The organism is Trinickia dabaoshanensis, assembly GCF_002879885.1.
Lineage (GTDB): Bacteria > Pseudomonadota > Gammaproteobacteria > Burkholderiales > Burkholderiaceae > Trinickia > Trinickia dabaoshanensis.
Genome location: NZ_PNYA01000033.1, coordinates 1 through 25,796 on the forward strand (window position 1 = coordinate 1; position 25,796 = coordinate 25,796).

The following is a 25,796-nucleotide window of genomic DNA, read 5'->3' on the forward strand; positions in this document are numbered from 1 at the left end:
TGAAGGGCGCGACGATGCTCGCAACGTTGGAAAACTTGGGCGTGGTGGCTTCGTTCAGCCGACCGCGCGTGAGTAACGACAACCCATACGCCGAGGCGCTGTTCCGGACGTGCAAGTACCGGCCAGACTACCCGCGCAAAGCGTTCGCGAGCCTCGAGGCCGCGCGTGCGTGGACGCAGCAGTTCGTGCGTTGGTACAACCATGAGCACAAGCACAGCGGACTGAAATTCGTCACGCCGGCTCAGCGTCACAACGGCGTTGCCATCGCCGTGTTGGCACGACGTGATGCCGTCTACGCGCAAGCCAAGGCACGTAACCCGCAGCGTTGGTCCCGCTCGACTCGCGATTGGGAATTGAAGAACGAAGTCTGGCTCAATCCGGAGCGTGCGCCCCGAGCCGAATTAAAGCAGTGCGCGTGAAGCGACGCGACAACTACGTTGACAAACACCGTGAAGGGCGCGACGATGCTCGCAACGTTGGAAAACTTGGGCGTGGTGGCTTCGTTCAGCCGACCGCGCGTGAGTAACGACAACCCATACGCCGAGGCGCTGTTCCGGACGTGCAAGTACCGGCCAGACTACCCGCGCAAAGCGTTCGCGAGCCTCGAGGCCGCGCGTGCGTGGACGCAGCAGTTCGTGCGTTGGTACAACCATGAGCACAAGCACAGCGGACTGAAATTCGTCACGCCGGCTCAGCGTCACAACGGCGTTGCCATCGCCGTGTTGGCACGACGTGATGCCGTCTACGCGCAAGCCAAGGCACGTAACCCGCAGCGTTGGTCCCGCTCGACTCGCGATTGGGAATTGAAGAACGAAGTCTGGCTCAATCCGGAGCGTGCGCCCCGAGCCGAATTAAAGCAGTGCGCGTGAAGCGACGCGACAACTACGTTGACAAACACCGTATCCGTCGAGACGCATTTCGTCGTCTGATGCTACAACGGCTTGCCATTCGTCACGGCCGATTTTCGGTTCCTCTTCAAACCAGTTCGTTTTGCGCGTGATGTGGATGTCGTATCCCATGTGCTCACCTAGGTTTAAAGCCCCCGCGTCGCGCAGGGCGATTTTGGATTCTCCCGAGGCCGTCGTCGGCGCGACTCTCGCGGCCAGTTCCTTAGCAAGTCAGTACGGCCGAACTCCGATGCGAGGGTTCACGCACGCATAGACCAGCGTCAGGGAAATGAATAGCAGTAGAGTGCCGGCCGCGACTTTGCCGAACCGACGAACTCTATCCACTTTCATGAACAGCACGCTACCGATGAGAAGCATTGCGACACCGGTGAAGAAGTCGCTGACCATGCCACCCACCGCCTGACCGTCCACAATGCTGACATAGTCGTACGTCATGAGGCGATGAAGCTCGTCTGTGCTCTTGATGGCACCGAGGGCCCCGATGGTAAGGACAAGACCGACCAGTGAGACTATGCCGGCAAAAAGTGATGCAAGATTGCTTGCTCGTAGTTTCATATTATCCGACTGTATAGAAGGCTCGCATCTGCGCATACACAAGGATTGCTAGCAGCACGATGGACCAGGAAAGTATGAACGCGAAGCGACGGCCGGTGGCATTGGCGCGGAACGCGAAGATGCCGGCCGCCGCACTGACAGCGGCGAGAATCAGCACGTAAAAGCGACTGGCCATTAGCTCCGCCTCCGGAATTGTCCGGTCGAGCCGGTTTGTCCAGTGGTAACTAATTGGCTTGAGCGCGAGGGCGTCACTTAGGACCGCCGGTTTGAATAGCAAGCCAACTGCCGGTGTCCCCGCCGCGATATAGCACGCGACAAGAACCACGAGCGCGACGATACTGACCCAACGCTTCATAGATTATTGAACTCCGCGAAGTTCCAGCGACGGTGCTTGCTCATCGTTCCCCATACGTCGGAATCCAAATCTCGGTAGCCACTGCACAGGCGTTGATACATCCATTTTCCGTTCCGTTGGCGTCACCGCGAGACGACCGGCCGCCCATCGTTCGAAATTTTCCCTCCGTGAGGCGGCATTTTTTCGTCCAGTCGCGACGCGTGGGCTTGAGTCCCGTTTGAAATCGGTGCACCGTTCGGTCAAAGTCAACCTCGATGACCTGTGATGACGCACGGCCTACGGTTCGTGCCCGATGCTCTCGAGGAACGGGTGCGCCTCGACGGTTCGGTCAACACGCACTCAAAGGCGGCGCTGAAAAAGCGACTGGGGACGCCTAGGGTACCGGACGCGGAACCGCGCTCGCCCCCCATCGAATTGGATGACACCTGTATGCATATACAGTAATATACATCCACTTCGCCGCCGCCTGCCCCGACCCATTCGGTTCAAGGGATAAGACCGTGCAGCGAAATGGCCGAATTCGCCTCGAAGGCAGGGAGATGAGATGTTGCGCGTAATGGGTGTCATGCTATTGGCTTTGGGCTGGGCTTGCACGGCGCATGCTGGCGAACACTATCGCGAGGTTTGGAATCCGCCTGAGGCGAGACACGCACCGCATGGGAGCCATCACACGGCACTGCGCCGGCCGGTGGCTCACCGGCTTCTGGCAAAACACACGACGAAACACTCGACGAAACCAAGACCGTCGCGCATAACGGCGAGCGCAACGAGATCGCAGAAACGAATGCACGAAGGCCGATCGGTTTCGGTAAGCGCCGCGCCCCGCGTCGAGATCCTCCCGCCCCTACTCACCCCCGAAGGCAATATACTTCGAGTCGATGCACGCGCTGCACGACCGGAGATCATGCGCTAATGGATGCCGAACGCTACAAAGGGTATTCGATCTGGGGACACGCCATCCGGCAAGGCCACGAATATGCGGCGAGCGGCACGATCACGCAAAATAACAAGCTCGTCGAAACATCGGGCGTGCTGGGTACCTTCGAGAGCGAGAGCGAAGCCGAACTGGTCGGCCTCGATTGGAGCCGCGCCTGGGTGGACAGCCACGGTTGACTCCCCGAAGCGCCCGGCGAGCCCGTCAACCATCAGTGCCGAGAATCGCTGAAGCGAAGGAAATGGACATGGCAGTATCGAGCAGCGCCCCCGTACTCGAGGAAGCTTGGATTGCATTGCAGTTTCAGCTCGACGGACTACCGGCGGATTTCGAGGGCGACATCCCGGAAGCCGTCCTAAACGCCCGCGAAGACGCATGCGGCGTGATCGAAGCCGAGTATCGGGGCTTGCCCTCGATGTATCGTGGCGCGGATGACGTTGAAGTTCCCGCCTATGACATCTGCGCGCGCGAAGACGATTTCCAAGAATTCGAAGGGCGTCTAGTGGCAACCGTCTCGTTCGTCAGTCCGTACGATTTCACAGATGAAGCCGTTTCCGAACTGAAGCAGCTATGCACTGAAAAATTCATGGATGCGGCCGCCGCCCACGGTATCGGCTGTGTGCTGGCCTGCGTTGAGGGCTGGCGTCGCTTTTCCTATGTCGAGCGAGTCGTGTTCGAGGGTTGAGGGCTCGCCTTCATTCGCTCGGCACCGCAATGCCAAGCGTTATCGGTGTGCTTACGCTTGACCTTCGATGAGAAATTTCGAGCGATCCTTGGCGTTGGCCATCCATGCCGGCGCCCGCCCGCGGCCCGACCAGGTCGCGCCGCTATTCGGATCTCGGTATTTGGCCGGCTGCGGTCCGCGAACGTAATCACCTTTCCGTTTCGCATCGCTCGAAGCCGCAACCGATACGCTCGGCGCCTCGCCATCCACTAGAAACTTAATGCGGTTTTTGGCATTGGCAATCCATGCCGGCGCACGCCCGCGACCGGACCACGTTGCGCCCGATTTGGGATCGCGATATTTCGCCTTGACCGAGGCAACGCTCGCGGGAGCCTTCTTCGCCGCTCGAGCACCACGCTTGTTGCCGCCCACATAGGCCTCGATATCGGCAATCGTCACCCCGCTTTTACCCATCAGATCGACGATGCGTTCAAGGCTCGCGGAGGCCTGCTTCGCTTTGATCGCTTCAGCCTGCTCTTGCAAGCGCTTGATCTTCGTTTGGATGGATTCCAACGTAGCCATGACTTCCTCTATCAATATGAGTGGGACGCACTATGCCACGACTGAGGGCGTGCTGCCACTCGCATCGGGAAACTTGGGCGACGCGGCATCGAGCCGAGATGAGCAAAACCTCAGTTTTGAAGGCGTCTCTTCAGCAGGAATACTGTTCTGTCGAACGTGTTGTGCGAGCGAGAGGCGACGAAAGCAAAACGGATATCTCGAAACTAATTTATTTTGAATTGTAGCTATCGTCTTTCGTGTTGGGCGATAGTGGAAGTGCGATTCGAGCGATCGATACCCAACATTCGCGCTATCGCATCAACGGCCTCGTCAAGCGTGCACGAACTCGTGTCGATCGTTAAGTCGGGTTCGAGCGGAATCTCGTAGACGTCGCCGGTGCCCGTGAAATTAGTGATCTCCCCCGCCCTTGCCTTCTTGTATAACCCTTTGGGATCGCGCGCTTCACATACTGTTAGCGGTGTCGAGACGAACGCTTCCACGAATCGGCCAAGACCAATCGTGTGCCGTGCCGACTCGCGGTCGGCGCGATACGGAGAAACCAGCGCGGCAATCGCAACGACACCGGCGTCATTGAGTTCTCGGCAACGCGCGGCGACGCGACGGACGTTTTCTCGACGATCGGCAGGAGAAAAGCCGAGATCGCGGCACACGGTCTGCCGCACGACGTCACCATCCAGCACTTCGTGCGCGACGGCGATCGACGTAAGCAACGCCGCAAGCGCGTGCGCCAGTGTGGTCTTGCCGGCCGCGCTAAGGCCCGTAAGCCATATCGTGCAGGGAAGCCTATTCATTGCATTGATTTCCTCGATAGCGGACTACTCGCCAGCCACTATACGAGTTGCTTATGAAAGAACGTCGTGCCGCACAATGCGCCGTCGGGCATCAACGCATAGTTCGGTACGACGCCCACTTTGAGCCAGCCCGCGCGTTCGTAAAGCCGTTCGGCGTCGCCCCCCGTCACGGTGTCGAGCACGAGCACCGATTTGCCCGCACGCCGCGCCTCGTCGTCCACGGCCTCGAGCAAGCGCTGGGCAATGCCTTGTCGTCTGGCATCTCGACGCACGAGCATTTTCGCGACGTCGGCGCGATGCGGCTGATTCTCCGGCTGAGCGGTGATCAACTGCACGGTGCCGACGATGCGTCCCGCCGCACTTTCGGCAACCAGCAAAATGCGTTCGCCAAGCGCGACGCTCTCGGCGGCTCGCCGCCAAAATGCCACCGCTGTCTCCTTCGCAATGGGCAGCATGAAGCTCACCGACGCCCCGCCCTCCACGCAATCGATCAAGACGTCGGCCAAGGCATCGACACAAGCCATGGCCTCGTTCATGCCGATACGCCGTATCGTGATCGCATCGCTTATCGTCATGTCAGTGGCTCCGCGATTCGTTGACCGAGGGCTTGCTCAACGCGACCAAATAGCGCGCGCTCTTGCGTGATGTATTGCGAAAAACGATCGGGCAATCGAGCTTCATGGCGAGGCAATCGCCGGCCTCCAGCCGCCATTGGCGATTGCCCACGCTGACCTCCATCGTCCCTTCCATGATCCACACTTGCTGATGAATATCGGCATCGCGCAAGCCGGTCTCGTAGGCGACCTGCTTACCGGGAGGAAACTGAACCTCCACCAGTTGAAGGGGCGACCAGGCCGGCGGCGAGAGGTTTCGCCGCACGTATCCCGAGTCGGGATCGGTCCACTGCAATTGCTCGTGGCGCGAGCAATGGGCAGACGGCTCGACGATCGTCGCCTGCTCGGTTTGCTCGAAGAGCGCCGCCAACGAGACGCCGAACGCCATCGCGAGCTTGTCGAGCACGATCGCGGTGGGGCTGCTTTGCCCCCGCTCGATCAAGGAAATGTTGGACCGGCTGACCTTGCTGCGTTCTGCCAGCGCATCGAGCGACCAGCCCTTCGCATCGCGCAACTCCCGCACGCGGCGGGCGATCGTATCGTGAACGTTCATTGTTTCTAGTTTTATGGATTTCAATGTCCAGTAAACTAGAGCCACAAAAACGCGGTGTCAACCTTTGCCTTGGGCACCCGCCTACTCACCTGGCGACATGCACCCCAAGCCCCACTTGCCCAGGCAATATCGCGTCCTTCAACGTGCATTCGGGAATGTCGTAGTCGCCCGCATTTTGCCTCCGATAAGGAATCGGCCTCGTGCTCCAAATCTCATCCAGACGCCGTCCCAACGCATCGGTCGTTTGCGCGAATCGCGCTTCGTCCATCCGGCCGGTACGGTAGACGACAAAAGGCGGCAAGACGTCAAAGCCCGGGTAAAAGAGCACCCCGTGATTGATCGGGAACAAGATGTCGTCGATCGGTCCATTGATACCGCGCGGGCCGTAGTGCGGCTCCCAGCCGCCAGTCGTGACGACCAGCATGGCGCGCTTGCCCACCAACGAACCTTCCCCGTAACGATCGCCCCAATGCGTATCCGAATGTTCGCCCACGCCATAGGCGAAGCCGTACGCGTATACACGCTCTACCCATCCCTTGAGGATGGCCGGCATCGAGAACCACCAGAGCGGAAACTGCAGAATCACGGCGTCGGCCCATTTGAGCTTGTCTTGTTCGGCTGCGATGTCCGCGCTTTGCGTGCCGTTCTCGAATGCGTGCTTCGATTCTAGCGACGGACTGAACGCGGTCCCCGGCACGTGCTCGGTGCTGTCGTCGGCATCGAGCACGGCCTTCCATTTCATCGCGTACAGATCGGAGACACGCACCGTATGTCCCGCAGCTTCCAACCGCTTCACCGAAAATTCCTTGAGGGCACCGTTCAACGACTGCGGTTCGGGGTGCGCATAGACGAGCAATACATTCATGAGTTCGATCTCCTGTGTGACTCAGGGCACAGCTTACGGCGCGCACAGGTATAGTAGAAATGAATTACTCGAATCTCAGGTATTGCCGTGGATAATCGCCTTAGAGGGCTCGACCTCAATTTGCTCGTCACGCTCGATATGCTGCTCACCGAGCAAAACGTCACGCGCGCGGCGCAGCGGTTGCATTACTCGCAGCCGTCCGTGAGCGTCCAACTCGCGAAGCTCCGGGACGTGTTTGACGACCCGCTATTGCTGCCGGGCCCGCGCGGCATGCGGCCGACCAAGCGCGCGGAGCAACTGCGTGAGCCGTTGCGGGAAGCGCTGGTTGCGCTGGAGCGCGCGGTCGCCCCGCCGTATGCGTTCGATCCGAAGCGCGCGACCGAAACGTGGCGCCTGGCCGCCACCGATTACGCCGAATCGACGATCGTGTTGCCGGCGCTGCGGCGTCTACGTCCGGCGGCGCCGAACAGCAGGCTCGCCGTCGTCGAAATGGTCCCGCCGCGCTTCGAAAAACAAGCCGAACAAGGCGAGATCGATCTTGCGTTCCACACGACGGAGGATGCGCCGGAGAATATGCGCCGGCGCGTGCTGTTCGCCGAACGCTACGTGCTGGTTGGGCGGGCCGATCATCCGCGCTTGAAGCGCCGGCCCACCGTGGCGCAATTTTGCAAACTCGAACAGGCCATCGTCTCGCCCGACGGCGGCGGTTTTCATGCCGTAACCGATGAAGCGCTTCGCGCCGTCGGGCTCGCGCGGCGCGTCGTGCTCTCCGTGCCGCACTTTTTGTTTCTTGTATCGGCCGTGGCAAACAGCGACCTCGTGGCAATGGCGCCGTTACGCCTAGTGCAGGGCAACCCGGCGCTGCGCGTGACGGAGCCGCCGATCGACGTTCCGGGCTACGAAATGTGCATGCTCTGGCATGAGCGGGCGCATCGCGATCCCGCTCATCAGTGGCTGCGGGAACATATCGCCGCGTCGGTGTAGTCGGCGCTCAGCGGTCTTAGCGCGGCCACATCCGCACGGCCAGCGCGGCGAGCGACGTCGTCACCGCCATCGCGATCACGCCCAGCCATCCCCATTGCGCCAGCATCAAGCTGCCGAGGCCCGCGCCGGCCGCCATTCCGATGAACATGCCGACGAAGAGCACGGCGTTCAGGCGGCTGCGCGAAGCCGGGTCGATACCGTACACGATCGTTTGATGCGCGATCAGCGTGGTTTGAACCCCGAGATCGAAGCCGACGGTGGCCAATGCCAACAGCACCAACTGCGCGTGGGGCGTCATCATCGACCCGAGCGCCATCGAAGCGAACGATACCGTCGCGATGCCGATCCCGAGTCTCGTGACCACTTCCGGGCCGCGACGGTCGGCCAACCGCCCCGCGATCGGCGCGGCCAATGCACCTGCCGCACCGGCAAGCCCGAAGCCGCCGGCCACGGCGCTGCCGAGGTGAAACGGCGCGCCGTGAAGCAACACGGCAAGCGTCGACCAAAACCCGCTGAAGCCCATTGCGAGCAACCCTTGCGCGGTCGCGGCGCGGCGCAGCGCCCGCTGATGCCACCAAAGATGGCCGAGCGAGGCAATCAATGCGCGATAGGAAAGATGCGTGGTGGGCCTGAAGGCCGGCAACCCGCGCCATGCCGCAAAGCCGATCGCCGCCACGCTCACGGCGGCCGCGACGAACATGGCGCGCCAACTGTAATGCGCCGCGACGAGGCCGCTCACGACACGCGAGAGCAAGATACCGAGCAACAGGCCCGTCATCACGGTGCCGACCACCTTGCCGCGATGCGCGTCGGGGGCAAGTACGGCCGCGGCGGGAACGACGTCTTGCGCCATCGTCGCCGATAGCCCGATCGCGAAGCTCGCCGCGAGCAGCAAGCCGATCGACGGCGCGGCCGCGGCAAGCAGCAGCGCCACGACGAGCGCGGTCGCTTTCGCCAGAATCACACGGCGCCGGTCGAAGCGATCGCCGAGCGGTGCCAACAGCAAAATCCCGAACGCATAGCCCAGTTGCGTCAGCGTGGGCACCATACCGACCGCGCCCGCGGATGCGCCCATATCCGATTCGAGCACGCCGAGCATCGGCTGGCAGTAGTAGAGCGGCGCGACGCCGAGACCGGCGGCGGCCGCCAAGAGCAGGACGAGACGCGGCGGCAGCGAAGCGGCGATCGACGGCTCCGGCAGCGTTCCGGACGCAGCGGCCGGCGCCGTGTGAAGCGATTGAGTGGTAGTCATGGCGATGGCGTTTAAGTGCTAGTGCTTTGAATAGGGATCGAAGGCATGGACGGCAGTTTGACGCAGTGCATCGAAGGCCGGTAGTACCGCGCCGCGCACATTTGTTATACGCTGGGCGTATGAGCACAAAAAATCGTCTTTCTTCGGCCCGGCATGGCGCAGCAGGCACATCCGAGTTTTCTCTGGATGGCGCAAGTCAACGCTTTCAGCTCATGGAAACGTTCGTACGTATAGTCGAATCGGGCAACTTGTCGGCCGCCGCGGCGCAGTTGAATACCACGCAGCCGACGGTCAGCCGTCGCTTGCAAGCGCTCGAACGCTCGCTCGGCGTGCGTTTGCTACACCGCTCGACGCATACGATGCGGCTCACGGTGGATGGGGAGCGTTGCTTCAATCGCGCCAAGGAGTTGCTCGCGAGCTGGGCATCGTTCGAAGCGGAAGTGCGCGGCGCGCAAGAGGAACCCGAGGGTTTGCTGCGCGTGGCCGTGCCGCACGCATTCGGTCAGCACAGGTTGGTCGAACCGCTCGTGCGGTATTTGAAGGACTATCCGCGCGTCCAAGTGGAGTGGTTGCTGCAGGACGACGTGCGCGATTTCATCGCCAAGGGCATCGATTGCGCCATCCAAGTGGGCGAGCCCAACGATCCGGCTGTCGTGGCGATTCGTTTGTCGAAGGTGCCCCGCATCGTGGTGGCTTCGCCCACCCTACTCGAGAACGGCCGGGTACCACAGGAGCCGGACGAACTGGTCGGGTTGCCGTGGATGGCGCTGCGCACCTACTACCGCACCGAAGTCACGCTCACGCATGAGCAAACGGGCGAAACGCGGCGCATTCCCATCCGGCCGCGTATCAGCACGGACAATCTCTACGCGCTGCGCAGCGCTGCCGTGCTCGGGATGGGGGCATGCGCCAGTTCGGCCTGGTTGCTCGCCGACGATCTAGCCAGCAACCGTCTGGTGCAACTTGCGCCGAAGTGGCAGGCGCAAGCGCTCCCCGTCTACTTGCTTTATCCGCACGCGCAGCATTACCCGTCGCGCCTTTTGCGGTTCATCGCGCTCATGCGCGAAGCGGTGTCCGTCGCGACGCAGGGCGCTTAAGGCACACCGCCCGTTCACGCATACTCGTACACGCCGCGGCCCGTCTTGCGCCCCAAGCGTCCCGCCGCCACGAGCTCGCGCAAGAGCGGACACGGACGGTACTTCGGATCGCCGAGATCTTTGACGAACACCTCCATCACGGCGAGGCAGACGTCGAGCCCGACGAGATCGGCGAGCGCGAGCGGGCCGATCGGGTGATTGGCGCCGAGCTTCATGCCGGCGTCGATCTCCTCGGCCGTGGCCACCCCTTCGGCCAGCACGAAGAACGCTTCGTTGATCATCGGCACGAGGATGCGATTGACGACGAAACCGGGGCTGTTACGCACGCCGATGGGCGACTTCTCGAAGCGCGCGACGAGTGCGGCGACGGTGGCCGCCGTGGCGTCGCTCGTTTGCAGGCCGCGAATGATTTCGACGAGCGGCATCAGCGGCACTGGGTTGAAAAAATGCATGCCGATGAAGCGCGCGGGCTCGGCCAGCGTCGCCGCCAGCGCGGTGATCGAGATCGACGAGGTATTCGACGCGATGATCGTGCTCGGCTGAACGATCGCCTCGATCTGCTTGAGGATGCGCGTCTTGAGTTCGACGTTCTCGGTGGCCGCTTCGATCACGAGATCGACGGCCGCGAGGCGTTGATAGTCGGTGGACGTTTCGATCCGCGCGAGCGCCGCTTCGCGGGCAGCCGCATCGAGCTTGCCTTTCGCGACGAGCCGCTCGAGACTCGAGCCGAGCGCCGCCAACCCTTTGGCCAACGCGGCCTCCGTCACATCGATCAGCACGACCTTCAAGCCCGACACCGCGGCTGTTTGCGCGATGCCGTTGCCCATCGTGCCGGCGCCGATCACGCCTAAAGTTTCAATCGTCATGGCCACACCCGAACTCACACCAGGTTTTCGAAGATGGCGGCGATGCCTTGGCCGCCGCCGATGCACATCGTCACCAACGCATAACGTCCGCCGATGCGATGCAATTCGTCGATCGCCTTGACGGTGATCACGGCACCGGTCGCGCCGATCGGATGGCCCAGCGAAATACCGGAGCCGTTCGGATTGACCTTAGCGGGATCGAAGCCGAGTTCGCGCGTCACGGCGCAGGCTTGGGCGGCGAACGCTTCGTTCGCTTCGACGACGTCGATATCACCGACGGCGAGCCCCGCGCGCTCGAGCGCGATCCGCGTGGCAGGCACCGGGCCGATACCCATATGCAGCGGGTCCACGCCCGCGTGCGCGTACGAAACGAGGCGCGCCATCGGCCTGATGCCGCGGCGCTCGGCCTCGTCACGCGACATGAGCAGCACGGCCGCGGCCGCATCGTTGATGCCCGACGCGTTGCCGGCCGTGACCGTCCCGTTCTCGCGATCGAACACGGGCTGAAGTTTCGAGAAGTCTTCGATCGTGGCTTGCAAGCGCAGGTGTTCGTCCGTATCGAACACGACCTCCTTGCCCTTCACCCGGCGCGTGACCGGCACGATTTGACGCTTGAACCGCCCTTCGGCGATCGCGCGCTCCGCGCGGCGGTGCGATTCGAGCGCGAGCGCGTCTTGATCCTCGCGCGAAATGCCGAACTTGCGCGCGACGTTCTCGGCCGTGATGCCCATCGGCACGCCGTGGAACGGATCGTTCAGCGCGCCGAGCATCATGTCGATCATGCGCACGTCGCCCATGCGGGCGCCGAAGCGAACGTCGGACGTGATGTACGGCGCGCGGCTCATGTTTTCGGCACCGGCACCGATGGCCACTTGGGCGTCGCCGAGCATGATCGTTTGCGCCGCCGATACGATGGCCTGCAAGCCCGAGCCGCACAGTCGGTTCACGTTGAACGCCGGGGTCGTGTCGGGAATGCCCGCGTTGATCGCGGCCACGCGCGACAAGTAGAAATCTTTCGGTTCGGTGGCAATCACGTTGCCGAACACGACGTGATCGACATGCGCCGCCTCGACGCCGGCGCGCGCCAACGTTTCGCGCACGACGATCGTCCCGAGTTCGGTCGGTGCGAAATCCTTCAGGCTGCCGCCGAATTTGCCGATGGCGGTGCGCGCGCTGTTTACAACGACCACTTCCTTGTTCATAGCCTCTCCTCAATGATCCGTTCGATTCGTCCGACTTGCCGATGAAGCGTCATCCGCTCGTTACATGTTCGAGTAGTTGGGGCCGCCACCGCCTTCCGGTGCGACCCATACGATATTCTGCGTCGGGTCCTTGATGTCGCAAGTCTTGCAATGCACGCAGTTCTGCGCATTGATTTGAAGCCGCTCACCGGCCACCTCGTCGGCGACGAACTCATAGACGCCGGCCGGACAATACCGGCTTTCCGGACCGGCGTATGTCTTCAAATTGACATTCACGGGTACGGCCGCGTCTTTCAGCGTCAGATGCGTGGGCTGATTTTCCTCGTGGTTCGTATTCGATAAGAACACCGATGACAGACGGTCGAACGTCAATTTGCCGTCGGGCTTCGGGTAATCGATCGGCTTGCAGCGCGATGCGTCTTCGAGGGTCTCGTGATCCCAGTGGCGATGGCGCAGCGTCCAAGGCACCTTGCCGCCGAACAGCTTCTGTTCGATGCCCACCATCAACGTACCGACGTATAGGCCCTTGCTCATCCAGGGCTTGAAGTTGCGGCCCTTGTGCAATTCGGCGTGCAGCCACGATGCCGCGAACGCTTGCGGGTAAGCGCTCAGCTCGTCGACCTGCCGGCCGGCCTGCACCGCGTCGAAGGCCGCATCGGCCGCGAGCATGCCCGTCTTGATCGCCGCGTGGCTTCCCTTGATCCGCGATGCGTTCAAAAAACCCGCTTCATCGCCGACGAGCGCGCCGCCCGGGAAGACGAGCTTCGGCAGCGATTGCAATCCGCCGGCCGTAATCGCCCGCGCGCCGTACGACACCCGCTTGCCGCCTTCGAGAAACGCGCGGATCGCCGGATGCGTTTTGTAGCGCTGAAATTCCTCGAACGGCGACAGATAAGGATTCGTATAACCGAGCCCGACGACGAACCCGACCACCACCTGGTTATCGCCCATGTGGTACAGAAACGAACCCCCGTACGTTTGCGTATCGAGCGGCCAGCCGGCCGTATGAATCACGAGCCCGCGTTGATGCTTGGCGGGGTCGATGTCCCACACTTCCTTGATGCCGATGCCGTACACCTGCGGGTCCGCCCCGTCGCGCAGCTTGAACACCTCTTGCAACTGGCGGCCCAGATGCCCGCGCGTGCCTTCGCAAAACAGCGTGTACTTGGCGTGCAACTCCATGCCGCGCTGGAAGTTTTCGGTCGGCTGCCCGTCCTTGCCGATCCCCATGTCGCCCGTTGCGACGCCCTTGACGCGGCCGTCCTCCGCATAGAGCACTTCGGCTGCGGCAAAGCCCGGGAAAATCTCGACGCCGAGGGCCTCGGCTTGCTGCCCGAGCCAGCGCGTGACGTTCGCAAGGCTGATGACGTAGTTGCCGTGATTCTTGAAATTGTCGGGCAGCATCCAATTCGGAATCGATCGCGCTCCCGTCTCCGACAAAAACAAGAAGCGGTCTTCCGTCACCTCGACTTCCAGCGGCGCGCCTTTTTCCTTCCAGTCGGGAATCAACTCGTCGATCGCGCGCGGATCCATCACCGCACCGGACAAGATGTGCGCACCGATTTCGGAACCCTTCTCCAACACGCACACGCCAATCTCGACACCGTCCTTCGCCGCGCGCTGCTTGAGCCGGATCGCGGCGGAAAGCCCCGCGGGGCCGCCGCCGACGATCACCACGTCGTATTCCATCGATTCGCGTTGCGAGGCGCTCGTCGTCATGCTCGTCATCCCCTCATGCTCAGAATTGATCGCCGTCCAGCGCAAGCCAGCCTTCGCCGCCCTTCGCGGTCACGATCGACGTTTCGATCGCTGCGGCATGCGGCAACACGTGCTCGGCGAAGAATTGCGCCGTCCGGATCTTCGCGCCGAAGAACGCCGGGTCCTGCGCTTGCCGTTCGCGCGCGATGAGCGCGGCGCGCGCCATCTGCCAGCCGCCCAGCACGATGCCGGCGAGCTCGAGATAAGGCACGCTGCCGGCGAACACCGCATTCGGATCGCGCTTGGCATGCGCAACGACGTACTCCACCACGCGCGCCAATGCATCCCGGCCTGCCTCGAGTTGAGTCGCGATCGAGCGCAACGACGGCTCGTCCTGCGCTTTCAACGCTTCGATCGTGCCGTCGATATCGCGCAGGAGACGCTGCGCCACCGCGCCGCCGTCGCGCAGCGTCTTGCGGCCGACGAGGTCGTTGGCCTGGATCGCCGTCGTGCCTTCGTAGATCGGCAAGATGCGCGCGTCGCGGTAGTACTGCGCCGCCCCCGTCTCCTCGATGAAGCCCATTCCGCCGTGCACCTGCACGCCGAGGCTCGTGACCTCGAGCGACATCTCCGTGCTCCAGCCCTTCACGATCGGCACCAGATATTCGTAGATCGCTTGATGCTCGGCGCGGACACGCTCGTCCGCATGGCGATGCGCGATATCGCTGTGCGCCGCGGCCACATAGCCGAGCGCTCGCGCGCCTTCGGTCAGCGCGCGCATCCTCATCAGCATGCGCCGTACGTCGGGGTGATGAACGATCGACACGGCCTGCTTGGCCGATCCATCCACGGGCCGGCTTTGCACGCGCTCCTTCGCGTACGCCACCGCCTTTTGATAGGCGCGATCGGCCACGGCCACCCCTTGCATCCCCACCGCGAAGCGCGCCGCGTTCATCATGATGAACATGTACTCGAGCCCGCGATTCTCTTCGCCGATCAAGTAGCCGACGGCCCCGCCGTGATCGCCGAACTGCAAGACCGCCGTCGGGCTCGCCTTAATGCCCAGCTTGTGCTCGATCGACACGCAGTGCACGTCGTTACGCGCGCCGAGCGTGCCGTCTTCGCCGATCAAGAATTTCGGTACGATGAACAGCGAAATGCCCTTCACGCCTTCCGGCGCATTCGGCGTACGCGCCAACACGAGATGGACGATGTTCTCGGCCATGTCGTGCTCGCCCCACGTGATGAAGATCTTCGTGCCGAACACGCGGTACGTGCCGTCGCCTTGCGGCTCGGCGCGCGTGCGCACGAGCGCCAGATCGGAGCCCGCTTGCGGCTCGGTGAGGTTCATCGTGCCGGTCCACTCGCCCGAAATCAGCTTCGGTACGTAACGCTGTTTTTGAGCTTCGCTGCCTGCCGTCAACAGCGCTTCGATCGCGCCGTCGGTCAGCAGCGGGCACAGCGCGAAGGACAGGTTCGAGGCGTTGAGCATTTCGATGCAAGGCGTGGCGATCGACTTCGGCAAGCCCTGCCCTTCATATTCGGCCGGATGCTGCACGCCTTGCCAGCCGCCTTCGACGAATTGGCGGAACGCTTCTTTAAAGCCGGGGGTGGCGCTCACCACACCGTCCTTCCAAGTACTCGGGTTGCGATCGCCTTCCACATTCAGCGGCGCCAGCACTTGTTCGCACAGCTTGGCCGATTCTTCGAGCACGGCCTGCGCCGTCTCCGCACCCGCGTCTTCGAAACCGGGAAGTCCGGCCACGGTATCGAGACCGGCCAGTTCTTTCAGCACGAACAACATGTCTTTGATCGGAGCGGTATAGCTCATAGCGCACTGTCCAAATGAGGGAGAGAAAACAAGCGCGGCGCGTTTATGACAAATGCAGCCACGTTGCGATGAATTGAACGAGATCGTAACGGCAAACCGCCGTTGCAGGCTGTCCAAACCGGACCGCCTACTGACATATCTGGCCAAACGATGGGCGGTGCGCGGGTAAACCTGGACCTATGCCCGGCGGCGGTATGTCCCGGGTGTGCTGCCCGTCCAGTGCCGGAATGCGCGGTGGAAGGCGCTCGGGTCGTCGAAGCCGATGTCGCCCGCGATCTTCGTGATCGTCTCGTCGGTCTCGGTTAGCCGTTGGATCGCGATGTCGCGGCGAAGTTCGTCCTTGAGCGCCTGGAACGTCGTCTCTTCGCCCGCCAAACGCCGGCACAGCGTTCGAACGGAGCAATGCTGATTCTCCGCGGCTTGCTCGATCGTCGGCGAGTCGGGCAATTGCGCCGCCAAATACTGGCGGATGCGGTGGCTGACCAGTTGTTCGCTGAACGAGCCGAAAATCCAATCGCCCGGCGCCCGCGCGAGGAATTTGCCCAAGTTGCGCTTGCTTTGCCGAATCGGCAGATCCAAGTAGGCGGCGCTAAAGCGCATCAGCGTGCCTTCGCAATCGAAGCGCACCGGCCCGGAGAAAAAGTAGCGGTGATCGAGCGCATGAGCCGGACGTGGGCACGCCAGATCGACTTGCAATAGTGGAATGTTCTGTCCGATGAGCCAAGACGACACGCCATGGACGAGCTTGAGCATCAATTCGTGCCCCAACGGCCCGATCCGGTGGAATACCGGATTGGGCCGTAGCGTGAGTTGGGCAACCGCGCCGCTGCGCCGAGACTCGAGACGAAAATCGTCGAGCACGATATGGAAGAACTGGCAAAATCGATGCAGCGCCGTTTCGAGGCTGCGCGCGTCGAGCAAGCTCAAGCACAGAAACTTCAGCGTGCCGCTGCGCAGCGGACGGCTAAAGAAGCCGGGCATCTCGTCGTCCAAGGCGATGGCGATCGTTTGATAGAACGTCGAGAATTGCTCCTCCGTCACCCGGGCACCGGGTTCGGCCAACAACTCGGGCGCGATGCCCGCCTCTTCCAAATAACGGTGGATCGTTTCCGGACGCGCTTCGGCACCCGCGAGAAAGGCTCTCACGAGGGAGATCGGCACGGTTGCGCTCGGTGGCTCGGCCGAGCGGATGTTGTCGACGATAACGCGCTGCATAGCCGTGAGGATACCAGCGGGAGCCGCCCGCTCAGCCAGGCGCCTGGCAGAGTGTGCCGATTCGCGCCTGACACGCGAAGCCGAGCGCTTCGTACAGCCGATGCGCGTGATAGTTCTCGTCGGCCACGATCACGAGACGATCGCGCGCCCCGGCCGCCCGCTTGACGACTTCCGTCAGCAACGTGCGGCACACGCGTTTATTGCGCTGATCGCGGCGCGTGACGATCGACTGAAACCGGCCGATCCGGCCAAAGAAAAACAGCCCTAGGCTGCCGACCATCTCGCCATCGATGAACGCGCCCCACCAATTACCCCATTGCCGCTCGATCAAAGCGCGATAGGCATCGCGTTGAAAGGCGACGCACCGGCGCGATACGTCGCTATCGGGATCGGGCATGTCGGCGAGCGACATTTGGAGCCAATCGTCCCAATCGCGCTCGGAACCGGAATCGGAATTGGAATCGAAAAGTCTGACTTCGACGGCCTCGTTGATTTCGGGCGAATGCACGGCATTGCGTTCGGCCACGAGAACGCTGCACGTCGCCCTTTCGTAGCCTTGGCCGATGAACGCATCCAGATCACGGACCGCCCCATCGTCCTCTGGCCACGCGAAAGATCGATGCACCATGGCCGGTGGCGTACCGATCAAGCGCGCGAAATCGTCTTCGAGACGTTGACGGTCGTCATCGCCGGGCGGTCCGTCGAGGACGAGCATGTTGCCCGAGAAATACTCCGGCGCCTGTGCCGTTCGCATGATTGCATAACGGCCATCGTGCGAGACCGACCCGATCTGCGCATGGAGCAATAAGTCCGTCGCCAACCCTAAATTTTCTTGTAATTTTCGATGCATGCTCACCACGGTTTCCTTGGCCGCGGGCACGCCCGCGACGACCAGGGCGCAGGCCATCGCTATCGATGCCGCGCCTCTTAGGGGAAGCCATAATAGCGGTTCGTCGCGGTTCTCGCTCGTTATCGATGAGCTGATGAAAACGTGCTCAGGATTCGATACGCGGCGCGCACACGCGCTTCGATCGGGAAGTTCTTGTTCGCCAGCAAAACGATTCCCAGCCGCTCTTGCGGAACGAAAGCGATGTAGGCGCCGAACCCGTTCGTCGAGCCCGTCTTGTTGATCCACGTCGATTGATTAGGCGCTTCAGGCGGATCGATACGCGCGACCGGTGTCGCATTCAAAATCACGGCGGCCGAATTGCCTTGCAATAAAGCATCCAGCTTCACGGGATACGGATACTGCTCCCAAATCAAATCTTGCGTCATTGCCCCGGCTTGGAAGTAGCCCGTATGCGTTTGCGTCACCGCGCGCTGCCATTTTTCGTCGATCTTCGATAAGCGCATATTCGCGTCGAGGAAGCGAAGCATGTCGGTCGCGGTCGACTTGACGCCATATGCGGGCGCCGACAACACGCCCGGCGACATGCGAACCGGCCCGCCTTGTTTCGTATAGCCTTGCGCGTAGTCGGGTACGCGCGCCTTCGGGACGTCGATGAACGTGCTCGTCATTCCCAATGCGGGAAACAGGTGTCGTTGCATCGTCGAAGTGAACGCGCCGTTCATGCCGTTCATGCCGTCCATGCTCTTAGCCGCGATTTCGCCGAGCAGACCGATTCCGAGGTTCGAATACGTGCGGTATGTACCCGGCGCGTAGGCCGGCTGCCACGCTTTTAGATAAGCGAGGAGATCCTCGTTGCTCTTGATCGAATCGGGCACCTGCAGCGGCACGCCGCCCGGCGTATGCGTGCCTAGGTTGACGAGTTCGACTTTGCCGAACGCCTTGCCCGCCAAGCCCGGCAAATACTTGCTCACCGGATCGGTCAACGAAAGATCGCCGTTCGTGTCGGCATAGGAGACGAGCGTCGCGGTCAACGTTTTGCTGATCGAGCCGAGTTCGAATAGCGTCGCATCGGTCACGGGTTGGCCGGTTTCCGTCGATGCCAAGCCATAGTTGAAGACATAGGGCTTGCCGTCGGCGATGACGCCCACGGCCATCCCGTGGATACCGTTTTGGCGCATGAGCGGCTCGATCACCGCATCGACGCTTTTTCGTACGAGCGCTTTCGGCGCCTCGGCTGCGTGGCTAATCGCAGTTAAAGCGCCTGCCATGACGGCGATCGTCACGACGACGCTCCTGAGTCTTGTCTTCATTGGTGGATTTTCCTTGAGCGAGGGGGCCGGCAGCGATGGGGCAGCGCCAGGCGACTCAACAGTTTCGCTTTCGTATTGCCCCATCCTGCGTTCCGTTGGGATACAAGCCTGCATCCCGTCGATGCAGGACTATCCACTCAATGTGGAGCGGCGACAATCGACGTTTATTTGAGCGATGCAGAAGAAAAACTAATACCTGAAGGCGCCCATTCGGACCGGTAAGCGACCGCTTTCCGATCAGTCAGCCCAGTTGCTTGTGCAGCTCCCGATAGCGCACCGGCGGTACGCCATGAACGAGCCGGAATGCAAGCGAAAACTTGCTCGCACTCGCAAATCCGAAGTCATATGCGATAGCCGCGAGGCTCCTTCTCGTGCCGACGACCTGCTCCGTCGCATACACCACGCGGGCCCGTTGCACGAACTCGCTCCATGTCATCGACAATTCGTCCGCAAAGCGCCTATTGAGCGTACGTTCCGAAACCTTCGCCGCTTTCGCGACATCGGCAAAACTGAGCGGCCCGGTCAGCATCGACAACGTAAATGCCAGCGCGCGCTCCAAATCGTTCGACACCGCGCGCGGAAACCACAGCGCCTCGGGCTGTCGCGCCGCTTCTGTTGCGATATGTCCCAACGAAATGAAGAACGGCGCGGCCGCCGGATCGTCTCGCGCCGCCGTTTCGTGCCAACGCACCGCGTGCATGACCATCTCTCGAATCAGCGGCGAAACGCGAAACACGGCGCAACGAGCGGAAGGCACCGCCATATGCGCCGCGTCGAACAATACCGATGCCGACGTCGCGGGTTTCTCGGCCCGAACGCGGATAGCCGTGTTCGCCGCAATCAAAGCAGCGCGATGCGGTGGCAGCAGCCAACTGCGCGTCTCGGTATCCAGTTGGAAAGCGCCATGCGACGCGTACAGCAAGTAATGCTGGGGAAACGTCCTGATGCCGGTGTCGATCGGCTCGGAAAATTGGCGATGAAAGGCGTGGGAAGTCACGTGGCGGCACCTTCTCGATGCGATGGGCGTACCGTAACATCGAATCGCGATTCAGCCGCGCGTACAGGCCAGGCCGGGGTCCGGAAGTGCGTTCAATTGCTGCATCAGCGACATGGTGTCGAACAGCGCCCAATGCTCCGAGACGACGTCATGGCGAATTCGGAACGTACGATATTGCGCCACGTTGATGAGCGCCCCCGTCGGCGCTATGCCGCGGAATACTCCGGTATGCCGAGCATGGACACAAAGCCGCAGTATCACGAGATCCAATTGCGCAACCGCATGCGCGATCTCGTGCCGAGTCTCGGAAAAAGCGGCGTTGAAGCGATCCACCATCGCGGCATGGCCACGGGCGTCGGACGGCACGTACGCGTGGTCGAGATAATCTTCGGTGACCAAGTCGAAGACGGCCCGCGAGTCGCGGCCGTTCCACACGACCTGCATGAACCGGGCCGCAACGGCGACGCGCGAATCGCCGTGGGCGGGAAGATCGGTCAGTTCCGGCATGGCATTTCCTCCGTGTTGAATGGCGCAAATGTTAGTGCGCGCCGAACGAAGGAAATACACCGCGAGCGCCAGAAGCTGGCCGTTTTCCGCCAATCCGTGTCGATCAGGCGTTTCCCTGCTCGCGCACGAAGTCGATGAAGGCGCGCAGCGGCGCCGGTACATGGCGGCGGCCGGGGTAGTAAAGAAACGGACCGGTAAAGGAAACTTGCCACGATTCGAGCACGGGCGCGAGCGCCCCGCTCTCGAGGTACGGCCGAAGCATGTCCTCGAATAGATGCACGATGCCGCCGCCCGAGGCCGCCACGCGAATCGCGAACTCCAGCGCCAACGCCGGTTTCACGAGCAACGGGCCGCCCGGGTCCAACCGATAGCTTTCCTCGCCACGCTCGAAACACCAGGTCACCATGGCCCCGCCCGAAAACTGGATACGCAAGCACGCATGTTCGAGCAGCTCGCGCGGATGCGTGGGCTTGCCGTGGGCCTCCAGGTAACTCGGCGCGGCAGCGGTGACGAAGCGCTGGACGCGCGGGCCGATCGGCACCGCGATCATGTCTTGTTCGAGCCGCTCGTCGTAGCGGATGCCCGCGTCGCAGCCGATCGACAGCAGATCGACGAAACCATCCTCGGCGACGACTTCCACCCGGACGCCGGGGTATTGCTTGATGAACGCACTGACGATGTCGGGCAAAAACGTATAGGTCGCGCTCGACGGCACATTCAGCCGTAGCGTGCCGGTGGGCGTATCGCGGAACGTATTGAGGACATCGAGGGTTTCTTGCATTTCGCCGAACAGCGGCATCAACCGGTCGAGCAAGTGCGCGCCCGCCTCGGTCGGTGAGACGCTGCGCGTCGTGCGATGGAGCAAGCGCAGACCGAGCTTCGTCTCCAAGCGTTTGACCGCCGTGCTCAAGCTCGATGCCGACACGCCGCTCGCGCGCGCGGCATCGCGAAACCCTCCCGCCCGCGCCACCGACGCAAACGCTGCAAGGTCATTGAAATCCATGCTCGACTGTTCCCGATTTTGAACAACCCGTTCAACTTAAATCGGATTATCGAACAGCGCAATCGCTCTCATACTGGGCTCAGTGATTCCCTTTTACGGAGACCGACATGTCCCAACCCATCGTTCAAACGAGCTTCACCCTTGCGGGGCGCACCGTGCGCCGCCTCGGCTATGGCGCCATGCAATTGAGCGGCCCCGGCGTATTCGGCCCGCCGAGCGACCGCCAAGCGGCGGTCAGCGTACTGCGCGAAGCAATCGCCGCCGGCGTCGAGCACATCGATACGAGCGACTTTTACGGCCCGCACGTGACGAATCAGATCATTCGCGAAGCGCTTCATCCCTATCCGCAATCATTGGTAATCGTGACGAAAATCGGCGCCGTCCGCGGACACGACGGCGCTTGGCTACCGGCGCAAGAGCCGGAAGATCTGCGACGCGCCGTGGAAGACAACCTACGCAACTTGAAGTTGGACGTGCTCGACATCGTCAACTTGCGTTTGATGTTCGACACGCATGGGCCCGCGGAAGGATCGATCGAACGCCAGATGACGGCACTCGCTCAACTGCAACGCGATGGCCTCGTCCGGCACATCGGCATCAGCAACGCGACCGCAACGCAAATCGACGAGGCCCAACGCATCGCCCCCATCGTTTGCGTGCAGAACCATTACAACCTATTGCACCGGCAGGACGATGCGCTCATCGATCGACTGGCCGGTCAAGGGATCGCTTATGTTCCGTACTTCCCGCTCGGCGGATTTTCGCGGATTCAGTCGGAGGCGCTATCGGCCATCGCGGCCAAGATCGGCGCAACGCCGATGCAAACGGCACTCGCGTGGCTCATGCACCGGTCACCGAACATTCTCTTGATCCCGGGGACGTCGTCCGTCGAGCATCTGCGCGAGAACATGCGCGCCGATGCATTGCGTCTGTCCGAAGAAACGCTAGCCGAGTTGGAGTCGGTCGGTGGATCGGAGCCGCGCAGCTAACTTAGTTATCGCAACTCGCCAAGCGGCTTTCGTTGCTTGCCCTGCTCGTCGAAATTGTCGGCCGCGAGCCACGCTTTGAACGCCCGTTTTTGCGCCGGCCATTCGCTATCGAGAATCGAAAACCAGGCAGTGTCGCGGCTGCGGCCCTTGTAGACCAACGCTTGGCGGAAAATACCCTCGAACGTGAAGCCGAGCCGCTGCGCCGCCGCGCGCGAAGGGGCGTTCAAACTATCGCACTTCCATTCGTAGCGCCGATAGCCGAGTTCGTCGAAAACGTACGACATCAATAAGAATTGCGCTTCGGTGGAGATAGGCGTGCGTTTGAGCAGCGGCGAAAACGTCACATGGCCCACCTCGATGACGCCGTGCGCCGGATCGATACGCATCAGCGCCAAGGTACCGACGGCTTTTCCGGTCTTGCGGTCGATGACCGCGAAGTGCCGGGGGTCGGTACTGCGCGCCGCCGCTTCGGCGTGCCGCCGGTACACTTCCTCGTCGTCGAAGGGGCCCACGCTCAGATATGTCCAGTCCCGCGCATCCGGCGCCTCGCGATAAGCCGCGAAGAGGTCCGCGGCATGGCGGGCCGCGTCGAGCGGTTCGACGCGGCAATAGGTCCCCTCGAGCGTTACCGCTCCGGGCAAAGGCCGCGGCGACCACCCGGGCACGGGCGCGCCGACCGGTTGGCCATATTCGTTCGTCAGAGTGCTCATGGGTTCCCCCGCATTGGTGTCGTCGAGGGAACACTTTAGAATCTTGCGTGGCTCATCGAAAAGAGCCACATCTTCACTATTTTATGGTGCCACGAGTACGGCGCCTCGATCCACCTCGCCGCACCCTGGAACTGGACCGCCGCATGTTGACGCTCGACGCATCCGCCGACCCGGTGCTCACGCTGTTGTTGGAGACGCCGCTCGTCAAAGACCGAAGCGGAGTTTCTCTGCAACGGCAACTGCATCAACGCATCCGCGGCGCGATCTTGGACGGACGGTTGCCGTCGGGCTGCCGGTTGCCGGGCTCGCGTGCGCTCGCAACCGCGCTCGGCATCTCGCGCAACAGCGTGACGGCGGTGTACGAGTTGCTCGGCACCGAGGGGTATATCGCGCCAAGCCGGCAAGGCACGCGTGTGAGCCTGCTCGAGAGGCCGGCGCCGCGGCCCCGCACGGCGCGGCAAGCGGCCGCGCCCGAACTCGCGCGGCGCGCCCATCAAGTGCGCACCAGCTCGCTCGCCGCGGGCGATACGCTGCCGCTGCGCCCCGGCGTGCCGGCGCTTGCCCGGTTTCCGCTCGGCGCTTGGAAACGATGCTTGGACCGCGCCGTCCGGCACGCGGGCGTCGCCGGCCTTTCGTACGGCGACCCGCAAGGCGAGCTAGCGCTGCGCGAGGCGATCATGCGGCACCTCGCGGTGGCGCGCGGCGTTCGCTGCGAGCCCGAACAGATCGTCATCACCGAGGGCGCGCAAGAAGCGCTCACATGGTGCGTGCGCCTGGTCACGAATCCGGGCGACAAGGCTTGGGTGGAAGATCCGGGCTACCGGGGCGCGAAGTCGGCCATGGCCTGCGGCGATCTCGACGTGATACCGATGCGCGTCGACGCAAGCGGCTTGAATGTACCGGAAGCGGCCTGGAGGACCCACACGCCGCGGCTCATCTACACCTCCCCGTCGCATCAATATCCGACAGGCGCGGTCCTCACGGCCGCGCGCCGGCTCGATCTGATCGCGAAAGCCCAGCGGCACGGCGCCTGGATCGTCGAAGACGACTACGACAGCGAGTACCGCCATGCCGGCGAGCTAGTGGCCGCGATGCAGGGCCTCGTTGCGCATGCGCCCGTGCTCTACGTCGGCACGTTCAGCAAAACGCTGTTCCCTTCGTTGCGCCTCGGATTCCTCGTGCTGCCGGCATCTCTGGCCGCTCCGGCAGCCGCGCTGCTCCGAGAGGCGCTGCGCGGCGGCCATCGTTACGAGCAACTCGCACTCGCGGAATTCATCGAGAGCGGACAATTCAGCCGCCACCTCGGGCGGATGCGGCGCCTTTACAAACGCAGGCAAGATGCGTTGCGAGCCGCGTTGACCCAGTACCTCGACGTCCCGCACGTCGTGGCGGGCGGCGACAGCGGCATGCATCTGACGATCAGGCTGCCGGCCGAGTATCCCGACGAACGCATTGCGCAAGCCGCGCGCGGATTCGACATGGCGCCGATGCCGCTATCGCGCTTCGCCATGTGCCCTCAGCCTGAAGACAACGGCCTCGTGCTCGGTTACGGCAACACGTCGGAATCGCTGTTCCCCGCGCTCGTTCAACGTTTGTCCGCGCTGATCCGAAGCGAGCGCCGGGCCGTCGACACGACGGGCGGCGGCTCCCGAAAGCGGCGGGCCCTTTAGGACTGCGTACAATACGCGCTGATCGATCCAACCTGCGGGACGCAAGCCATGGCAATGAAGAAATTCGACCTTGAAAAGAACAAGGCGTTGAAACTGACTCAATCGTTGAAACAGTCGCAATCGGAACGCTTCGGCAAAGGGGCCACCGAAAGCCCGGCCAATCGCCGCGAACAGCGCAAGCTCGACCAGGCCAAAGGCCTCGTGCCGTTTGCCTGCAAGCTCGACGGCGAACTCGTCGCGGCGCTCAAGGCGCGCGCGGCCGCCCACCCCGAAGGCATGACCGGCGTGCTCGAGGATCTGCTCCGCCCCGCGCTCACGAAGGGCGACTGAGCGCGCAACGCGCGCGCACGGGCAGCGCGCACCCCGTAATGCAGCGTTACCAATCTCGCATAGCGCTTTCACATGTATCGCGGTCATGCCCCTACACTGGGCTCGTCTTCCACAGAAACGAGCGCAGGCAACGCGCAAGGAGTAGACCAAATGAACAAGAAGCTCGTCGCAGCGGTACTCGGCGCCGGTATTGCGGCGCTCGCAATGTCCAAGGCAGCTTCGGCCCACGTCGATCTGGCGGTCGGCATCGGCATTCCTGCAGCTCCGGTATACGTGGCTCCGCCCGAGGTGGCGTACGCACCGCCGCCGGTCGCGGTCGGCTACTACGGCGGCTACTACGGCGGCGACGGCTGGCGCGAACGCGAATGGCACCGCCGTGAGTGGCGCGAGCATGAATGGCGCGAACACGAATGGCGTGAGCACCACGACCGCGGTTGGGGCTGGGGCCGCGACTAACGCGCCCC

At 62.5% G+C, this 25,796-nt stretch carries 27 protein-coding genes and 2 pseudogenes; 10 read left to right on the forward strand and 19 right to left on the reverse strand.

Annotation, left to right across the window (positions count from 1 at the left end; translation table 11 throughout):
• The coding region (locus tag C0Z18_RS27570) for an integrase core domain-containing protein (protein ID WP_233217522.1) at positions 1-419 on the forward strand (419 nt) is incomplete at its 5' end.
• 30 nt (positions 420-449) lie between these two features.
• A pseudogene (locus C0Z18_RS27575) lies at positions 450-869 on the forward strand (integrase core domain-containing protein); the annotation flags it as partial.
• Between the two features lie 249 nt (positions 870-1,118).
• Here the strand turns inward: C0Z18_RS27575 and C0Z18_RS27580 are convergent.
• Together C0Z18_RS27580 and C0Z18_RS27585 are read right to left on the reverse strand one after the other, a co-directional pair.
• Complete coding sequence (locus tag C0Z18_RS27580; RefSeq protein WP_102648619.1) at positions 1,119-1,463, reverse strand: hypothetical protein; 345 nt, start codon at positions 1,461-1,463, stop codon at positions 1,119-1,121.
• 1 nt (position 1,464) lies between these two features.
• Positions 1,465-1,818 (reverse strand): hypothetical protein, encoded by a 354-nt coding sequence (locus C0Z18_RS27585; RefSeq protein WP_102648620.1) that lies wholly within the window; start codon positions 1,816-1,818, stop codon positions 1,465-1,467.
• Between the two features lie 912 nt (positions 1,819-2,730).
• Here C0Z18_RS27585 and C0Z18_RS27595 point away from each other — a divergent pair.
• Together C0Z18_RS27595 and C0Z18_RS27600 are read left to right on the forward strand one after the other, a co-directional pair.
• The gene (locus C0Z18_RS27595) at positions 2,731-2,931 is read left to right on the forward strand and encodes a hypothetical protein (protein ID WP_102648622.1); all 201 of its coding nucleotides are present in this window, start codon (positions 2,731-2,733) and stop codon (positions 2,929-2,931) included.
• Between the two features lie 68 nt (positions 2,932-2,999).
• Positions 3,000-3,437 carry a hypothetical protein gene (locus C0Z18_RS27600; protein WP_146014115.1) on the forward strand — a complete coding sequence of 146 codons (438 nt, stop codon included), beginning with the start codon at positions 3,000-3,002 and terminating at the stop codon, positions 3,435-3,437.
• A 51-nt stretch (positions 3,438-3,488) separates the two neighbouring features.
• Here the strand turns inward: C0Z18_RS27600 and C0Z18_RS27605 are convergent, their stop codons facing one another.
• The 5 genes from C0Z18_RS27605 to C0Z18_RS27625 all read right to left on the reverse strand — a co-directional run bounded on the left by C0Z18_RS27605 (position 3,489) and on the right by C0Z18_RS27625 (position 6,821).
• Positions 3,489-3,998, reverse strand: a complete 510-nt coding sequence (locus C0Z18_RS27605; protein ID WP_102648624.1) for an H-NS family nucleoid-associated regulatory protein — start codon at positions 3,996-3,998, stop codon at positions 3,489-3,491.
• 224 nt (positions 3,999-4,222) lie between these two features.
• The gene (gene cysC / locus C0Z18_RS27610; RefSeq protein WP_102648625.1) at positions 4,223-4,789 is read right to left on the reverse strand and encodes an adenylyl-sulfate kinase; all 567 of its coding nucleotides are present in this window, start codon (positions 4,787-4,789) and stop codon (positions 4,223-4,225) included.
• Between the two features lie 38 nt (positions 4,790-4,827).
• A complete protein-coding gene (locus tag C0Z18_RS27615) occupies positions 4,828-5,364 on the reverse strand; it encodes a GNAT family N-acetyltransferase (RefSeq protein ID WP_408647138.1) in 537 nt (178 codons plus the stop codon).
• 1 nt (position 5,365) lies between these two features.
• Positions 5,366-5,956, reverse strand: coding sequence for a helix-turn-helix domain-containing protein (locus C0Z18_RS27620; RefSeq protein ID WP_102648626.1), 591 nt, complete (start codon positions 5,954-5,956; stop codon positions 5,366-5,368).
• 85 nt (positions 5,957-6,041) lie between these two features.
• On the reverse strand, positions 6,042-6,821 hold the full coding sequence (locus C0Z18_RS27625; protein WP_102648627.1) for an NAD(P)H-dependent oxidoreductase: 780 nt from the start codon (positions 6,819-6,821) through the stop codon (positions 6,042-6,044).
• A 72-nt stretch (positions 6,822-6,893) separates the two neighbouring features.
• On the opposite strand from C0Z18_RS27625, the gene C0Z18_RS27630 reads away from it, so the two are divergent.
• Positions 6,894-7,805, forward strand: a complete 912-nt coding sequence (locus tag C0Z18_RS27630) for a LysR family transcriptional regulator (RefSeq protein ID WP_102648628.1) — start codon at positions 6,894-6,896, stop codon at positions 7,803-7,805.
• A gap of 16 nt (positions 7,806-7,821) precedes the next feature.
• On the opposite strand, the gene C0Z18_RS27635 is transcribed toward C0Z18_RS27630, so the two are convergent.
• Positions 7,822-9,057 carry an MFS transporter gene (locus C0Z18_RS27635; protein ID WP_102648629.1) on the reverse strand — a complete coding sequence of 412 codons (1,236 nt, stop codon included), beginning with the start codon at positions 9,055-9,057 and terminating at the stop codon, positions 7,822-7,824.
• Between the two features lie 212 nt (positions 9,058-9,269).
• Here C0Z18_RS27635 and C0Z18_RS27640 point away from each other — a divergent pair, with 212 nt between their 5' ends.
• Positions 9,270-10,154, forward strand: coding sequence for a LysR family transcriptional regulator (locus C0Z18_RS27640; RefSeq protein WP_233217523.1), 885 nt, complete (start codon positions 9,270-9,272; stop codon positions 10,152-10,154).
• Positions 10,155-10,168: 14 nt separating this feature from the next.
• Here the strand turns inward: C0Z18_RS27640 and C0Z18_RS27645 are convergent, their stop codons facing one another.
• The 10 genes from C0Z18_RS27645 to C0Z18_RS27690 all read right to left on the reverse strand — a co-directional run bounded on the left by C0Z18_RS27645 (position 10,169) and on the right by C0Z18_RS27690 (position 21,633).
• On the reverse strand, positions 10,169-11,020 hold the full coding sequence (locus C0Z18_RS27645) for a 3-hydroxybutyryl-CoA dehydrogenase (protein ID WP_102648631.1): 852 nt from the start codon (positions 11,018-11,020) through the stop codon (positions 10,169-10,171).
• 14 nt (positions 11,021-11,034) lie between these two features.
• Positions 11,035-12,222, reverse strand: coding sequence for a beta-ketothiolase BktB (gene bktB, locus C0Z18_RS27650; protein WP_102648632.1), 1,188 nt, complete (start codon positions 12,220-12,222; stop codon positions 11,035-11,037).
• A 60-nt stretch (positions 12,223-12,282) separates the two neighbouring features.
• The gene (locus tag C0Z18_RS27655; protein WP_199189567.1) at positions 12,283-13,950 is read right to left on the reverse strand and encodes an electron transfer flavoprotein-ubiquinone oxidoreductase; all 1,668 of its coding nucleotides are present in this window, start codon (positions 13,948-13,950) and stop codon (positions 12,283-12,285) included.
• A gap of 10 nt (positions 13,951-13,960) precedes the next feature.
• Positions 13,961-15,751 carry an acyl-CoA dehydrogenase gene (locus C0Z18_RS27660; protein WP_102648633.1) on the reverse strand — a complete coding sequence of 597 codons (1,791 nt, stop codon included), beginning with the start codon at positions 15,749-15,751 and terminating at the stop codon, positions 13,961-13,963.
• 177 nt (positions 15,752-15,928) lie between these two features.
• Positions 15,929-16,966: an AraC family transcriptional regulator gene (locus C0Z18_RS27665; RefSeq protein WP_102648634.1), complete on the reverse strand. Its 1,038-nt coding sequence runs from the start codon at positions 16,964-16,966 to the stop codon at positions 15,929-15,931.
• 31 nt (positions 16,967-16,997) lie between these two features.
• Entirely contained in the window at positions 16,998-17,873 is an 876-nt protein-coding gene (locus tag C0Z18_RS27670; protein ID WP_233217524.1) for a GNAT family N-acetyltransferase, read from the reverse strand.
• Positions 17,874-17,935: 62 nt separating this feature from the next.
• On the reverse strand, positions 17,936-19,084 hold the full coding sequence (gene ampC, locus C0Z18_RS27675; RefSeq protein WP_408647142.1) for a class C beta-lactamase: 1,149 nt from the start codon (positions 19,082-19,084) through the stop codon (positions 17,936-17,938).
• A 283-nt stretch (positions 19,085-19,367) separates the two neighbouring features.
• A complete protein-coding gene (locus tag C0Z18_RS27680; protein ID WP_102648636.1) occupies positions 19,368-20,123 on the reverse strand; it encodes an AraC family transcriptional regulator in 756 nt (251 codons plus the stop codon).
• Between the two features lie 51 nt (positions 20,124-20,174).
• On the reverse strand, positions 20,175-20,630 hold the full coding sequence (locus C0Z18_RS27685; RefSeq protein WP_158244318.1) for an ester cyclase: 456 nt from the start codon (positions 20,628-20,630) through the stop codon (positions 20,175-20,177).
• A 103-nt stretch (positions 20,631-20,733) separates the two neighbouring features.
• On the reverse strand, positions 20,734-21,633 hold the full coding sequence (locus tag C0Z18_RS27690; protein WP_102648638.1) for a LysR family transcriptional regulator: 900 nt from the start codon (positions 21,631-21,633) through the stop codon (positions 20,734-20,736).
• A gap of 107 nt (positions 21,634-21,740) precedes the next feature.
• Between C0Z18_RS27690 and C0Z18_RS27695 the strand changes: the two genes are divergently transcribed.
• On the forward strand, positions 21,741-22,622 hold the full coding sequence (locus C0Z18_RS27695) for an aldo/keto reductase family oxidoreductase (RefSeq protein WP_102648639.1): 882 nt from the start codon (positions 21,741-21,743) through the stop codon (positions 22,620-22,622).
• 8 nt (positions 22,623-22,630) lie between these two features.
• Here C0Z18_RS27695 and C0Z18_RS27700 read toward each other — a convergent pair.
• Positions 22,631-23,332 (reverse strand): annotated as a pseudogene (locus C0Z18_RS27700) (GNAT family N-acetyltransferase); the annotation flags it as partial.
• 143 nt (positions 23,333-23,475) lie between these two features.
• Here C0Z18_RS27700 and pdxR point away from each other — a divergent pair.
• From pdxR to C0Z18_RS27715, 3 genes are all read left to right on the forward strand, one after another.
• A complete protein-coding gene (gene pdxR, locus C0Z18_RS27705) occupies positions 23,476-25,002 on the forward strand; it encodes a MocR-like pyridoxine biosynthesis transcription factor PdxR (RefSeq protein ID WP_102648641.1) in 1,527 nt (508 codons plus the stop codon).
• A gap of 48 nt (positions 25,003-25,050) precedes the next feature.
• Positions 25,051-25,332: a hypothetical protein gene (locus C0Z18_RS27710; protein WP_102648642.1), complete on the forward strand. Its 282-nt coding sequence runs from the start codon at positions 25,051-25,053 to the stop codon at positions 25,330-25,332.
• A 150-nt stretch (positions 25,333-25,482) separates the two neighbouring features.
• Positions 25,483-25,788: a hypothetical protein gene (locus C0Z18_RS27715; protein ID WP_102648643.1), complete on the forward strand. Its 306-nt coding sequence runs from the start codon at positions 25,483-25,485 to the stop codon at positions 25,786-25,788.
• The last annotated feature ends 8 nt before the right edge of the window (positions 25,789-25,796 follow it).

Coding starts and splice junctions, on each gene's coding strand:
- C0Z18_RS27580 (WP_102648619.1), bottom strand. CDS start 1,463: ATGAAACTACGAGCAAGCAATCTTGCATCACTTTTTGCCGGCATAGTC.
- C0Z18_RS27655 (WP_199189567.1), bottom strand. CDS start 13,950: ATGACGAGCATGACGACGAGCGCCTCGCAACGCGAATCGATGGAATAC.
- C0Z18_RS27605 (WP_102648624.1), bottom strand. CDS start 3,998: ATGGCTACGTTGGAATCCATCCAAACGAAGATCAAGCGCTTGCAAGAG.
- C0Z18_RS27625 (WP_102648627.1), bottom strand. CDS start 6,821: ATGAATGTATTGCTCGTCTATGCGCACCCCGAACCGCAGTCGTTGAAC.
- C0Z18_RS27585 (WP_102648620.1), bottom strand. CDS start 1,818: ATGAAGCGTTGGGTCAGTATCGTCGCGCTCGTGGTTCTTGTCGCGTGC.
- cysC (WP_102648625.1), bottom strand. CDS start 4,789: ATGAATAGGCTTCCCTGCACGATATGGCTTACGGGCCTTAGCGCGGCC.
- C0Z18_RS27595 (WP_102648622.1), top strand. CDS start 2,731: ATGGATGCCGAACGCTACAAAGGGTATTCGATCTGGGGACACGCCATC.
- C0Z18_RS27665 (WP_102648634.1), bottom strand. CDS start 16,966: ATGCAGCGCGTTATCGTCGACAACATCCGCTCGGCCGAGCCACCGAGC.
- C0Z18_RS27615 (WP_408647138.1), bottom strand. CDS start 5,364: ATGACGATAAGCGATGCGATCACGATACGGCGTATCGGCATGAACGAG.
- C0Z18_RS27660 (WP_102648633.1), bottom strand. CDS start 15,751: ATGAGCTATACCGCTCCGATCAAAGACATGTTGTTCGTGCTGAAAGAA.
- bktB (WP_102648632.1), bottom strand. CDS start 12,222: ATGAACAAGGAAGTGGTCGTTGTAAACAGCGCGCGCACCGCCATCGGC.
- C0Z18_RS27695 (WP_102648639.1), top strand. CDS start 21,741: ATGTCCCAACCCATCGTTCAAACGAGCTTCACCCTTGCGGGGCGCACC.
- C0Z18_RS27710 (WP_102648642.1), top strand. CDS start 25,051: ATGGCAATGAAGAAATTCGACCTTGAAAAGAACAAGGCGTTGAAACTG.
- C0Z18_RS27670 (WP_233217524.1), bottom strand. CDS start 17,873: ATGGCCTGCGCCCTGGTCGTCGCGGGCGTGCCCGCGGCCAAGGAAACC.
- C0Z18_RS27640 (WP_233217523.1), top strand. CDS start 9,270: ATGGAAACGTTCGTACGTATAGTCGAATCGGGCAACTTGTCGGCCGCC.
- C0Z18_RS27685 (WP_158244318.1), bottom strand. CDS start 20,630: ATGCCGGAACTGACCGATCTTCCCGCCCACGGCGATTCGCGCGTCGCC.
- C0Z18_RS27690 (WP_102648638.1), bottom strand. CDS start 21,633: ATGGATTTCAATGACCTTGCAGCGTTTGCGTCGGTGGCGCGGGCGGGA.
- C0Z18_RS27600 (WP_146014115.1), top strand. CDS start 3,000: ATGGCAGTATCGAGCAGCGCCCCCGTACTCGAGGAAGCTTGGATTGCA.
- C0Z18_RS27620 (WP_102648626.1), bottom strand. CDS start 5,956: ATGAACGTTCACGATACGATCGCCCGCCGCGTGCGGGAGTTGCGCGAT.
- ampC (WP_408647142.1), bottom strand. CDS start 19,084: ATGGCAGGCGCTTTAACTGCGATTAGCCACGCAGCCGAGGCGCCGAAA.
- C0Z18_RS27635 (WP_102648629.1), bottom strand. CDS start 9,057: ATGACTACCACTCAATCGCTTCACACGGCGCCGGCCGCTGCGTCCGGA.
- C0Z18_RS27715 (WP_102648643.1), top strand. CDS start 25,483: ATGAACAAGAAGCTCGTCGCAGCGGTACTCGGCGCCGGTATTGCGGCG.
- C0Z18_RS27645 (WP_102648631.1), bottom strand. CDS start 11,020: ATGACGATTGAAACTTTAGGCGTGATCGGCGCCGGCACGATGGGCAAC.
- pdxR (WP_102648641.1), top strand. CDS start 23,476: ATGTTGACGCTCGACGCATCCGCCGACCCGGTGCTCACGCTGTTGTTG.